The sequence below is a fragment of the Billgrantia bachuensis genome, assembly GCF_011742165.1.
Classification (GTDB): domain Bacteria; phylum Pseudomonadota; class Gammaproteobacteria; order Pseudomonadales; family Halomonadaceae; genus Halomonas; species Halomonas bachuensis.
The window spans coordinates 1-11,747 of record NZ_JAAQTO010000038.1 but is presented as its reverse complement, the minus strand read 5'-3'; the positions used below and the strand labels follow the sequence as shown (position 1 = coordinate 11,747).

Annotated in this window: 10 protein-coding genes; 1 reads left to right on the top strand and 9 read right to left on the bottom strand. The window is 64.7% G+C overall.

Annotation, left to right across the window (positions count from 1 at the left end; translation table 11 throughout):
- Positions 1 to 101: 101 nt before the first annotated feature.
- The 7 genes from purU to HBJ55_RS13865 all read right to left on the bottom strand — a co-directional run bounded on the left by purU (position 102) and on the right by HBJ55_RS13865 (position 9,015).
- A complete protein-coding gene (purU, locus tag HBJ55_RS13890) occupies positions 102 to 968 on the bottom strand; it encodes a formyltetrahydrofolate deformylase (RefSeq protein WP_167115942.1) in 867 nt (288 codons plus the stop codon).
- A 93-nt stretch (positions 969 to 1,061) separates the two neighbouring features.
- Positions 1,062 to 1,697 carry a sarcosine oxidase subunit gamma gene (locus HBJ55_RS22290; protein WP_206022618.1) on the bottom strand — a complete coding sequence of 212 codons (636 nt, stop codon included), beginning with the start codon at positions 1,695 to 1,697 and terminating at the stop codon, positions 1,062 to 1,064.
- The gene (locus tag HBJ55_RS13885; protein WP_206022616.1) at positions 1,690 to 4,740 is read right to left on the bottom strand and encodes a sarcosine oxidase subunit alpha family protein; all 3,051 of its coding nucleotides are present in this window, start codon (positions 4,738 to 4,740) and stop codon (positions 1,690 to 1,692) included. Before HBJ55_RS13885 ends, HBJ55_RS22290 begins: the two co-directional genes overlap by 8 nt.
- On the bottom strand, positions 4,737 to 5,129 hold the full coding sequence (locus HBJ55_RS13880) for a sarcosine oxidase subunit delta (protein WP_167115937.1): 393 nt from the start codon (positions 5,127 to 5,129) through the stop codon (positions 4,737 to 4,739). Before HBJ55_RS13880 ends, HBJ55_RS13885 begins: the two co-directional genes overlap by 4 nt.
- Before the next feature lie 12 nt (positions 5,130 to 5,141).
- On the bottom strand, positions 5,142 to 6,392 hold the full coding sequence (locus tag HBJ55_RS13875) for a sarcosine oxidase subunit beta family protein (protein ID WP_167115934.1): 1,251 nt from the start codon (positions 6,390 to 6,392) through the stop codon (positions 5,142 to 5,144).
- A gap of 49 nt (positions 6,393 to 6,441) precedes the next feature.
- The gene (gene glyA / locus HBJ55_RS13870; protein ID WP_167115931.1) at positions 6,442 to 7,740 is read right to left on the bottom strand and encodes a serine hydroxymethyltransferase; all 1,299 of its coding nucleotides are present in this window, start codon (positions 7,738 to 7,740) and stop codon (positions 6,442 to 6,444) included.
- A 237-nt stretch (positions 7,741 to 7,977) separates the two neighbouring features.
- Complete coding sequence (locus HBJ55_RS13865; protein WP_167115927.1) at positions 7,978 to 9,015, bottom strand: GlxA family transcriptional regulator; 1,038 nt, start codon at positions 9,013 to 9,015, stop codon at positions 7,978 to 7,980.
- Between the two features lie 171 nt (positions 9,016 to 9,186).
- Between HBJ55_RS13865 and HBJ55_RS13860 the strand changes: the two genes are divergently transcribed.
- Positions 9,187 to 10,050, top strand: coding sequence for a LysR family transcriptional regulator (locus HBJ55_RS13860; protein WP_167115925.1), 864 nt, complete (start codon positions 9,187 to 9,189; stop codon positions 10,048 to 10,050).
- A gap of 42 nt (positions 10,051 to 10,092) precedes the next feature.
- Here the strand turns inward: HBJ55_RS13860 and HBJ55_RS13855 are convergent, their stop codons facing one another.
- Complete coding sequence (locus HBJ55_RS13855; protein WP_167115922.1) at positions 10,093 to 10,851, bottom strand: creatininase; 759 nt, start codon at positions 10,849 to 10,851, stop codon at positions 10,093 to 10,095.
- Positions 10,851 to 11,747: BCCT family transporter (locus HBJ55_RS13850; RefSeq protein ID WP_206022614.1), on the bottom strand; the 897-nt coding region annotated here is incomplete at its 5' end. The genes HBJ55_RS13850 and HBJ55_RS13855, both read right to left, overlap by 1 nt.

Below are 11,747 nucleotides of genomic sequence, written 5' to 3'. Positions count from 1 at the left end.
GCAAAAATCAGCGAAAAGACGGAGTTTACGTGGTGTAAATGAGTACTTTGAGCTGATTTTTAACGCCGCATGGCCAAGCGCAGACAGTTTTCGGGCAAAGCCTAGCGCTCGAAGATAACTGTGCGGCTGGTATTCAGGAAGACACGCCGCTCCACGTGCAGGGCCACCGCACGAGCGAGGGTGAGGCACTCGATGTCGCGACCCTTGGCAACGAGATCCTCCGGGTAGTCGGCGTGGCCGACCGGCTCCACGCCCTGGGTGATGATCGGCCCCTCGTCCAGGTCGTCGTTGATGTAGTGGGCGGTGGCGCCGACCAGCTTCACTCCCTTCTCGTAGGCCTGGTGATAGGGACGCGCACCCTTGAAGCCGGGCAGCAGCGAGTGGTGGATGTTGATCGCGCGGCCGGAGAGCCTGGTGCACATCTCGCTCGAGAGCACCTGCATGTAGCGCGCCAGGATGACCAGCTCGGCGCCGCTGGCATCGATCACTTCCCGCACCAGGGCTTCCTGCTCGGACTTGGTCTGCGCCGTGATCGGGAAGTGGTGGTAGGGAATGCCGTGCCACTCCGCCAGCGACGCCAGGTCGGGGTGATTGGAGACGATGGCGCGAATCTCGATCGGCAACTGGCCGGTGCGGTAGCGGTAGAGCAGGTCGTTGAGGCAGTGGTCGGCCTTGGAGACCATGATCACCACCGGCATCAGCCGCCCTGGCGGCGTCAGCTCGAAGCTCATGCCGAACTCGGCGGCGCGCTCGGCGAAGGCCGTCTGGAAGACGGCGGCATCGAAGCCGGCCTCCTCGGGACGGAATTCGGTGCGAATGAAGAAGCGACCACTCAGGCGGTCGTCGAAGGACTGCTGCTCGGTGATGTAGCAGCCCCGCTCCTTGAGAAAGCGAGTGACCACGTCCACGGTGCCCAGGCGGCTGGGGCACTGCGCGGCCATGATCCAGATGTCGTCGTATCGGTTCATGCTACCCCTCCGGCGGCGAGTGCAATATAGGCTCGTATGAAAAAAGGGCCGGGGAAACCCCGGCCAAACGCGCCTGGCAAACGAGACGTCGAGTCACTTCTCCACGCCGATGGCGTACTCTGCACCGGCATCCAGCAGCCAGCGATAGAGATAATCGGCGAAGCTGCGGCGTATCACCAGTTCCCAGCGCTCCTCGGAGGGACGGCGGATGATGGCGGTGGCCTTGGCGAAGACCGTGGTCACGCCCTTGCCCACCGGGAAGTGGCTGGGGTGGACGTCGTAGATTGCCGACTTCATCAGCAGCTCACGGGCCGCCTCGCCGGAAAGCTCCAGCAGGGTCTGGCCGCCGCTGACGTCGCTGATGGCATAGTGGGCATCCGCGAGGCGCTCGCGCAGCCGGGTCTCCAGCTCGAACTCCTCGCCGCCGGGCACGATCACCAGCCACTCGTCCGGAGAGAGCCACTGAACCGAGCGTTCGCCGCTGGCGTCCACGACCAGCCCCTGGGGCTGGCCGGGCAGGCCCAGGCCCAGCACCTCGCGCACCGCCTCGTCGAGGACGATGGCACCGCCGCGCAGGATCAGGTGGCCCAGCAGGGCGCGCTCGCGCAGGATCACGCGGCTCTGGGGGCCGACCCTTGGGGTACCGCTGCGGTGGTAGCTGTAAGCCAGCGATGACTCCACCGGGATGGCGCCATCGGTACGGGTATCGAAGGTAGCCGCGTTAGACATTCTGGCGCTCTCCCTTGGGGTCGTAGAAGATCGGGCTGACGATTTCGGCTTCGTGAGTCTGGCCGTCCGCCATGGGCAGGTAGACGGTCTCGCCCAGCTTGTTGTGGCCACCCTTGACCACCCCCAGGGCGAAGCCGGAATCCAGGGTCGGACTGTAGTAGCTGGAGGTCACGTGCCCGGCCATCGGCATGGGGATGGCGTGCTTGGGATCGAAGACGATCTGCGCGCCCTCCTCCAGCACCACCTTGGGGTCCTTCGGCTTGAGACCCACCAGCTGCTTGCGGTCCGTGCGGCGGGTATCGGAGCGCGACAGCGCCCGCTTGCCGACCCACGAGAACGGCTTGTCGTAGCCGACGGCCCACTGCATGCCCAGGTCCTCGGGGGTGACCGAACCGTCGCTGTCCTGACCGGCGATGATGAAGCCCTTCTCGGCGCGCAGCACGTGCATGGTCTCGGTGCCGTAGGGCGTCAGGCCGTACTTGTCGCCGTGCTCGAACAGGGTCTTCCAGACGTGCATGGCGTAGTTGGCCTGGACGTTGATTTCGTAGGCGAGCTCACCGGTGAAGGAGATGCGGAACACCCGCGCCGGTACGCCCGCCACCTTGCCTGCGCGCCAGTCCATGAACTTGAACGTGTCGCGATCGAGGTCGATGTCGGTGATCTCGGCCAGCAGCTTGCGTGCCTCGGGGCCGGTGATGGTCATGGTGGCCCAATGGTCGGTTACCGAGGTGAAATAGACCTGCAGTTCCGGCCACTCGGTCTGGTGCCACAGTTCCAGCCACTCCAGCACGCCGGCGGCGCCACCGGTGGTGGTGGTCATCAGGAAGTGGTTCTCACCCAGGCAGCTGGTGGTACCGTCGTCCATCAGCATGCCGTCGTCCTTGCACATCAGCCCGTAGCGGACGCGGCCCACGTCGAGTTTCATCCACTTGTTGGTATAGATGCGGTTGAGGAACTCGCGGGCATCCGGCCCCTGGATGTCGATCTTGCCCAGGGTCGAGGCATCGAGGATACCGATCTTCTCGCGCACTGCCAGGCACTCGCGGGCCACGGCTTCGTGCATGGTCTCCTTCTTGCCGTTGATCGTCTGCGGGAAGTACCAGGGGCGCTTCCACTGGCCCACATCCTCGAACTCGGCGCCATGCTCCACGTGCCACTGGTGCAGCGCGGTGTAGCGCTCGGGGTCGAAGAGGTCGCGGCAGTGACGACCGACGATGGCACCGAAGGTCACCGGGGTGTAGTTGGGGCGGAATACCGTGGTGCCCACCTCGGGGATGGAGCGGCCCAGGCAGCGCGCGGCAATGGCCATGCCGTTGATGTTGCCCAGCTTGCCCTGGTCGGTACCGAAGCCCATGGCGGTGTAGCGCTTGACGTGCTCGATGGACTCGAAGCCCTCGCGGGTGGCCAGTTCGATGCCCGCCGCGGTGACGTCGTTCTGCAGGTCGACGAACTGCTTGGGCGCGCGCAGGGTCGGCTTCTCGTGGGGCACCTGGAAGAGCGGCGCCGCCGGGCCCTGCTCGAGGGTCTTGGCCTGGGGCAGGCTGACCGCCGGAGCGGCATGGCCGGTGGCGGCGGCAGCCTTGACGCCGGCCTCCACGCCCTCGGCGAGCACTTCGCCCAGGTCATAGGTGCCATTGGCACCGCCGCAGGCCTGCACGCCCTTCACCAGGTTCGGCACGAAGCCGAGGAGATCATCGCGCCAGGTGGGCCGGGCGCCGGTGTGGGAGGCCAGGTGTATCACCGGGCTGTAGCCGCCGGAGCTGGCGATGGTGTCGCAGGCCAGCGTCTCGGCCTGGCCGATAACCTTGAAGGTATCGATATCGATCTTGGCAACCCGCGCCGCGCTGACGCGGCTTCCGCCCTTGGCCTCGATCACCGCGCTACCGGTAATGACCTTGATGCCCTGGGCACGGGCGGCCTCCACCCAGTCGCCGGCCGGGGCCTGGCGGGCGTCGACGATGGCCACCACCTCGCGACCTGCCTCCTTCCAGTCGAGGGCGGCGCGGTAGCCGTAGTCGTTGCTGGTGGAGAGTACCAACTTGTTGCCCGGTGCCACGCCGTAGCGGCGAATGTAGGTGGAGACGGCACCAGCCAGCAGATTGCCCGGCACGTCGTTGCCGGCATAGACCAGCGGCCGCTCATGAGCGCCGGTAGCCAGGATCACCTGGCCGGCACGCACGCGGTGCATCCGCGACCGGACCGGACGATGGCCGTTCACCAGCGGAGCGGTCTCGCTGAGGTGCTCGGTGCGCCGCTCGTGCAGGGTGACGAAGTTATGGTCGTGGTAGCCGTTGGCCGTGGTGCGCGGCAGCAGCGTGACGTTCTCGCAGCCGGCCAGCTCCTCGAGCACCTGGGCCACCCATTGGTCCGCCGGCTTGCCGTCCAGGGTCTCGCGGCTATCCAGCAGCGAGCCGCCCATATCCTCCTGCTCGTCGGCGACGATCACCCGGGCCCCGCTGCGCGCGGCGGCAAGGGCCGCAGCCAGGCCGGCGGCACCGCCGCCCACCACCAGCACGTCGCAGTGCTGGTGCAGGTGGTCGTAGGTGTCCGGATCGACTTCCATGGGGCTGCGCCCCAGGCCGGCGCTCTTGCGGATGTACTTCTCGTAGGTCATCCACATGGAGGCCGGGGCCATGAAGGTCTTGTAGTAGAAGCCCGGGGGCATGAACTTGCCGCCCACCTTGCCGACCAGGCCCATCATGTCGCGCTGCACATTGGGCCAGCCATTGGTGCTGCGAGCGGTCAGGCCGGCGAACAGCGCCTGCTGGGTGGCGCGCACGTTTGGCACCTGGCCCGCCTCGGTGCTGCCCAGCTGGACGATGGCATTGGGCTCCTCGGCGCCGGCGGCGACGATGCCCCGGGGCCGGGAGTACTTGAAGCTGCGGTTGACGATGTCCACGCCGTTGGCCAGCAGCGCCGAGGCCAGAGTATCCCCCGGGTGTCCCTGGTAGCTCTGGCCGTTGAAGGTGAAGCTCAGGGTGCGGGAGCGATCAATTCGACCGCCCTTGGCCAGGCGGTTCGCTTGTTTCTTGGACTGGCTCATACCTGCTCTCCCTTGACCGATGGCGCTGCAGCGTTGGTGGCGCCCACGGTCTGTTGCCCGCCGCTGGCCACCTGCACGTTGCCCTGCGTTTGCTGGCTCGCCAGGCTCTCGGCGGTGATACGGGGCTGTTCGCCCATCTTGTAGGTTTCGAGGATCTCGTAGGTCACGGTGTGGCGGGTGACGTTGAAGAACTTGCGACAGCCCACCGCATGCACCCACAGCTCGTGGTGTACGCCGCGAGGGTTGTCACGGAAGAAGAGGTAGTCGCCCCACTCCTCGTCGCTGCACGCCTCGGGGTCCTTGGGTCGCTCGATATGCGCCTGGCCCTTGGGGTGAAACTCCTCTTCCTCGCGGTGTTCGCCGCAGTAGGGGCAGTGGATATAGAACATGGCGAATTCTCCTCAGTGGGCCACGCCGGCAGCGCCGTGCTCGTCGATCAGGGCCCCGCTATGGAAGCGGAACATGGAGAAGGGCTCGGCGATGGGATGCATCTCGCCCTTGGCCAGGCTGGCGGCGAACACATGGCCCGAGCCCGGAGTGGCCTTGAAGCCACCGGTGCCCCAGCCACAGTTGAAGAACAGGCCCTTCACCGGGGTCTTGGAGAGGATCGGACAGGCATCCGGGCAGGTGTCGACGATGCCGCCCCACTGGCGGTTCATGCGTACCCGGGAGAAGATCGGGAACATCTCGACGATGGCCTGCAGGGTATGCTCCACGGTGGGGTAGCTGCCGCGCTGGCCGTAGCCGTTGTAGCCGTCGATGCCGGCGCCGATCACCAGGTCGCCCTTGTCCGACTGGCTGATATAGCCATGCACGTGGTTGGACATCACCACGGTGTCGAGGATCGGCTTGAGGGGCTCGGAGACCAGGGCCTGCAGCGGGTGCGATTCCAGCGGCAGGCGGAAGCCGGCCATCTTGGCCAGCACACCGGAGTTACCGGCGGCCACGCAGCCCACGGTCTTGGCCTCGATGTCGCCACGGTTGGTGTGTACGCCATAGACCTGACCGTCACGGATCTTGAAGCCGGTGACCTCGGTCTGCTGGAGGATATCCACACCATGGGCGTCGGCGCCACGGGCGTAGCCCCAGGCCACGGCATCGTGGCGGGCCACACCGGCGCGCGGCTGCCAGGAGGCACCCAGCACCGGGTAGCGGGCATTCTTGGAGCAGTCCATGATCGGCACCAGCTCCTGCACGCCCTTGGCGTCCAGCACCTCGCCGTCGATGCCGTTCAGACGGTTGGCGTTGACCCGGCGCTGGATGTCGCGCATGTCCTGCAGGGTATGGCCCAGGTTGAGCACCCCCCGCTGGGAGAACATCACGTTGTAGTTCAGGTCCTGGGAGAGCCCCTCCCACAGCTTCATAGAGTGCTCGTAGAGCGCCGCCGCCTCGTCCCACAGGTAGTTGGAACGCACGATGGTGGTGTTACGCGCGGTATTGCCGCCGCCCAGCCAGCCCTTCTCGATTACCGCCACGTTCTTGACGCCGAACTCCTTCGCCAGGTAGTAGGCAGTGGCCAGGCCGTGGCCGCCGCCGCCGACGATGATCACGTCGTACTGCTTCTTGGGAGTGGGGTTGCGCCACTGGCGCTCCCAGTTCTCGTGGTGGCTGAGGGCGTGCTTGGCCAGCCCGAAACCTGAATAGCGTTGCATCTTCTCTCTCCTCGACCGGCCCTGCCAGGCAGGGCCGGATCAAACGGGTTCAGGCTGTAGCGGTTTCTTGCGCCGCTGCCGGGGCGGCGCCGTAGACCGGGTGCCGCAGGCAGAGCTCGGCGACCTTCTCGCGCACTTCGGCCTCCACGGCATCGGTATTGCCCTGCTCGGCCAGCACGTCGAGGATGTCGCAGATCCAGCCGGCCAGCGCCTCGCAGTCGGCCACGTCGAAGCCGCGCGAGGTGACCGCCGGGGTGCCGATACGCAGGCCGGAGGTGACGAAGGGGCTCTGCGGGTCGTTGGGCACAGCGTTCTTGTTGACGGTGATGTGCGAGCGGCCCAGTGCCGCATCGGCATCCTTGCCGGTAACGCCCTGGCGGATCAGCGAGACCAGGAACAGGTGGTCGTCGGTGCCGCCGGAGACGACGTCGTAACCGCGGTCCAGGAACACCTTGGCCATGCTGCGGGCGTTGTCGATTACGCGCTGCTGGTACTGCACGAAGGTCTGGCTCATGGCCTCCTTGAAGGCCACCGCCTTGGCCGCAATGACGTGCATCAGCGGGCCGCCCTGCTGGCCGGGGAAGACTGCGCCGTTGAGCTTCTTGTACAGCTCCGGGTCGCCGTGGGCCGAGAGGATCAGGCCGCCGCGCGGGCCGCGCAGGGTCTTGTGGGTGGTGGTGGTGACTACGTGGGCGTGGGCGATCGGGCTCGGGTAGAGGCCGGCAGCGACCAGGCCCGCCACGTGAGCCATGTCCACCATCAGCCAGGCGCCGACTTCATCGGCAATGGAGCGGAAGCGCCGCCAGTCGACCACGCGGGAATAGGCGGAGAAGCCGGCAATGATCAGCTTGGGCTTGTGGCTGCGCGCCAAGCGCTCGACCTCTTCGTAGTCGATCTCGCCGGTCTCGGCATTCAGGCCGTACTGCACGGCGTTATAGTGCTTGCCGGAGAAGTTGGGTGCGGCGCCATGGGTCAGGTGGCCGCCGTGGGCCAGGCTCATGCCGAGCACGGTGTCGCCCGGCTTGACCAGCGCCATGAAGGCGGCGGCATTGGCCTGGGCGCCGGAGTGGGGCTGAACGTTGGCGTAGTCGGCACCGAACAGATCGCAGGCACGCTCGATGGCGAGCTTCTCGACCACATCGACGTGCTCACAGCCGCCGTAGTAGCGCTTGCCCGGGTAGCCTTCGGCGTACTTGTTGGTCAGCTGGGTGCCCTGGGCCTCCATGACCGCACGGCTGGCATAGTTTTCCGAGGCGATCAGCTCGACGTGGGCCTCCTGACGCGCCACCTCTTCAGCGATGGCAGCGGCGATCTGGGAATCGAATGACGCGAGTCCGGCTTGGTTCATGACTGGCTCCTGTTGTTCTGGCTGTTGAATCTATCGGCTACCCGCAGGGGGCGCGGAGGGTTTCGGCTCATGCTCCGATTAAAGGCCCACAAGAGAGAGAAAGATTGAACAAATGCGACAGCTTTGCTGAACGACAGGCACCGCCGGGGTCGGCCTACCACTTTAGGCGAAGGCCACCCTGCTGGTGACCCTCATATGCCTGGAGCGCGCGTGAGGCGGGAGATAGCGACATGACGGTCAGACCGCAGGCCGGGACTCGACATGCAGGAAGAAAGGGTCGACCCGGTCGCTACCTGGCTCCTCGGCACGCTTGCGCATCTCCGACGGCGGCATGCCGAAGGCCGTGCGAAAATGACGCGAGAAGTGGGCCGTATCGGCAAAACCGCAGCGCTCGCCGATCTCGGTGACGCTCTTGCCGGTGTAGTGCAACAGCCACAGCCCGTAGCGCAGGCGTAGATCGCGGGCGAACTTCTGCGGCCCGACCCCCAGGGTTTCGCGAAACCGCCGCTCCAGGTTACGCCGCGAGGTGCCGACCCGCTCCGCCAGCGTCTCCATCGAGATCGGCTCGCCGAGATGCTGCTCGAGCACGGCGATGGAACGGCGCACCAGGCGATCCTCGATCTTGCCAAACACCACCGGCTGCGGCTGCGGATGCGCACCGATACGGGCCTCATCGAGCAGCATGATGCGCAGGCTCTTCATCGCCCACGCCTTGCCCAGGTGCCGCTCGACCAGATAGGCGGCCAGATCCGCCCCCGCCGAACCGCCCGCACAGGTAAGCCGGTCGCCATCATCCACGAACAGCCGGTCGGCCACCGGCTCGATGGTGGGAAAACGCTGGATCATGTCGCGATGGTGATACCAGCTGACGCAGCAGCGCCGCCCGTTCATCAGGCCGGCCTGAATCAGGGCGAAGGCACCGGTACACAGCCCCACCAGCGGCACCTGGGCATGCGCCGCCCGCCGCAGGTAGGCCAGCGCCGTGGTATCGGCGCGGTCGGCGTCGTCCAGCACGCCGCCGATCACCACGATGTAGTCGAACTCCTGCGGGTCCCGGAAAGGCTGGCACGGCGTGATGGAAGCCCCGCAGCTGGAGGCCGCCGGCTCCCCCGTGCTGGTCATGAAGATCCAGTGACAGCGCAGCTGGCGGCTGCGATCCCCCTCGTCGGCCGCCAGGCGCAGGCAGTCGACGAAGGCGGCAAAAGGCAGCAGGGTGAAGCGATGCAGCAGGACGAAGCCGACGGATAGGGGCTCGCCCTTGAAAGGGAGATTCATGGCAGCTCCTGCCTCATCATGACGGTTGGTCCCCAAGCGCCAAGCGGGACCTTCATCGTACCGACTCTATCCGATTCTACAGAACAGACAAGATGGCGTGTGGTGTGCAAGGATCTTACTGCATCAGGCGGCCGGGACGCCGGACCGCCCCTACACCAGCGTGGCTAGACGATGACCAATATACCGACTGACCTTCTGCGAACCTTCGTCACCATAAAGGACCTGGGCGGCTTCACCAGCGCAGGAGAGCTATTGGGCCGCTCACAGCCGGCGATAAGCCTGCAGGTCAAGAAGCTCGAGGAGCTGTTGAACACCAAGATCTTCCTGCGCGGCTCCAGCCTTGAGCTGACCGAGGACGGGGAATACCTCTACGAGGCCGCTCGCCGGATTCTGGAAGTCAATGATCAAATTATTGCTAAAGTCCGGGGAGACAACATTTCCGGCAAGGTCAGACTGGGTATACCCAACGATTTCGAGCTGGCCTTCCTGCCCAAGGCACTCAGGAATCTCGCACGCATCTATCCCAACATCATCGTCGAGGTCGATTGCGAAATCAGCAAGGTGATACTTCAGCGATACCAGAAAGGGCACTACGACATCGCGCTGGCCATGGAGCATGTCAAGGAGGTCGAGGACAGGGACGCCCGCGATTACCGGCTCGAGAGCCTGGAGTGGGTCTACAAGGACAGCCGGCTGATCAATGGCTATGAGGACCCCATCCCGTTGATCGCCTATCCCCAGGGATGCGTCTATCGCTCGCTCATGGAGGAAGCCCTGCAGTCGCAGCAACACCCTTTCCGCTTCATGTATACCAGCACCAGTCTGCTGGGCATCTTCTCGGCAGTCGAGGAGGGCCTGGGCCTCACGGCCCTGGCCCGTTCGGTGATTCCCGAGTACTTGAAGCATACCGCCAGCTCAAAAAGTCTTCCCGAGCTGGGCAAGGTCTGCATTGGCCTGTACTACAAGGAGCGCGAGCTCAATGTCGCTTCCCGCCACGTGCTCGACTTCCTGCGCTCGGGGATCGCCAATATATAAAGCAGACATTGATGGTCCGGCCGAACCATCTATGTCTTCTGCTCAACTGAAAGTCCGGGAAATCCTCTCGATACACTCCTCGAGGATCCACTCGCCCTTCTCGGCAGTCGCCTTGGCCGGCGACGACAACGTTCCCGAACTCGCTACCCAGCTGGGGTCCGGGGGGAAAACGTCGTAGGGTGGAAACTCGGCAGGTGGCACGTCGACCACTCTCGACATGTCCACCTGGTCGGGATGAATCTTCAGCATGATGGAGGTTTCCAGCACACCGCCATGCTCGACTGCCCAGCCCGAGAAGCCCTCCGGAAAGACTTTTTCGATCGTGGCTTCGCTGATGAAATCCCAGTAGGAGAGCAACACTACCTTGATCGCGACACCGCTCAGACGGGCATGCTTTACGGCTCGATCGGCCGCCTCGACTAGGAACATCGAGTTTTCGAAGTGGCCGTTGACCACGATGAACTCCCGGTTGCCGTGCGCCACGTAGGCGAGGATCACGTCATAGGCGTACTCCTCCAGGGAGCGACCGCTGACGCAGGTAGTGCCCGGAAAGAAATTGCCGCCCCCCGACTTCACCTGCGACTTGTAGCCGTAGGCAATTGGCGGCGCGACTAGCATGTTTCCGCTGCGCTCTGCCACGCGGCAGGCGATGTGCTCCGGTATTAGCACATCGGGGTTCAATGACATGTGCGGCCCATGCTGCTCGATGGCCCCCACCGGTAGCAGAATCGTGCATTCACCGTCCTTGACCCTGTCGCGGTAGGACATCCAGTCCATCTCCGCCAGCTTGACGCTGTTCATCAGCTTTTCCCCTCCGAAACGGGCTTGAGTGAGCGATCATCGCGCAAGAAGTCATCCTGCTTCACGGCACGCAGTATGGAATACGCCATCAGCACCATGATGACCGAGAAGGGAAGCGCCGAGAGGATGGCGGCCGTCTGCAGGGTCGAAAGCGCCCAGGTGCCTCCCACCAGGAGCAGCACTGCAGCAATCGCCCCTTCCATCAATCCCCAGAACACGCGGTGCCGGGAAAGCGGGTGCGGATCGCCCTCGCTGAGAATGGTGGTGATAACCAGGGTGCCCGAGTCGGACGAGGTGATGAAGTAGGTGGCCACCAGCACCGTGCCGAAGAAGCCCGCAATGACTCCGATGACACCCAGGTCCATGGCCGAGAAGGTGGCATACAGCGCCAGGGAGACATCGCTGGCCACCGCATCACCAATCCCGCCGCTACCGAACAGCTCTTCATAGAGGGCCGTGCCTCCATAGGCGGACAGCCAGACGAAGGAGAGCAACGAGGAGACCCCCACGACACCGAAGATGAACTCCCGAATGGTTCTCCCGCGAGACACCCGTGCCACGAAGACCCCAACGAACGGTGCCCAGGACATCCACCAGCCCCAGTAGAAGACGGTCCACCAGCCCTGCCAGGAATCCTGCCAGGAGTCTGTACCATTGGCTGCCGTCACGTTGCTGCCGGTATAGAAGCTCAGGGGAATCACCGTTCTCAGGTAGTCTCCAGTGGAATCAAGCAAGCCACCGATGATGTAGCGGGTGGGTCCGAAGATGAAGAAGAACGCCAGCAGCAGGAAAGTCAGCCACATATTGGCCTGCGAAAGATACTTGATGCCCCGCTTCAGGCCGGTCAGCACCGATATCAGTGCCAGTGCCGTGATCACACCGATCAGCGTGACCTG

What these genes read in the sequence shown, in the direction of transcription:
- HBJ55_RS22290 (WP_206022618.1), bottom strand. Translation starts at nt 1,697, where the DNA reads ATGTCTAACGCGGCTACCTTCGATACCCGTACCGATGGCGCCATCCCG.
- purU (WP_167115942.1), bottom strand. Translation starts at nt 968, where the DNA reads ATGAACCGATACGACGACATCTGGATCATGGCCGCGCAGTGCCCCAGC.
- HBJ55_RS13860 (WP_167115925.1), top strand. Translation starts at nt 9,187, where the DNA reads ATGACCAATATACCGACTGACCTTCTGCGAACCTTCGTCACCATAAAG.
- HBJ55_RS13855 (WP_167115922.1), bottom strand. Translation starts at nt 10,851, where the DNA reads ATGAACAGCGTCAAGCTGGCGGAGATGGACTGGATGTCCTACCGCGAC.
- HBJ55_RS13865 (WP_167115927.1), bottom strand. Translation starts at nt 9,015, where the DNA reads ATGAATCTCCCTTTCAAGGGCGAGCCCCTATCCGTCGGCTTCGTCCTG.
- glyA (WP_167115931.1), bottom strand. Translation starts at nt 7,740, where the DNA reads ATGAACCAAGCCGGACTCGCGTCATTCGATTCCCAGATCGCCGCTGCC.
- HBJ55_RS13885 (WP_206022616.1), bottom strand. Translation starts at nt 4,740, where the DNA reads ATGAGCCAGTCCAAGAAACAAGCGAACCGCCTGGCCAAGGGCGGTCGA.
- HBJ55_RS13875 (WP_167115934.1), bottom strand. Translation starts at nt 6,392, where the DNA reads ATGCAACGCTATTCAGGTTTCGGGCTGGCCAAGCACGCCCTCAGCCAC.
- HBJ55_RS13880 (WP_167115937.1), bottom strand. Translation starts at nt 5,129, where the DNA reads ATGTTCTATATCCACTGCCCCTACTGCGGCGAACACCGCGAGGAAGAG.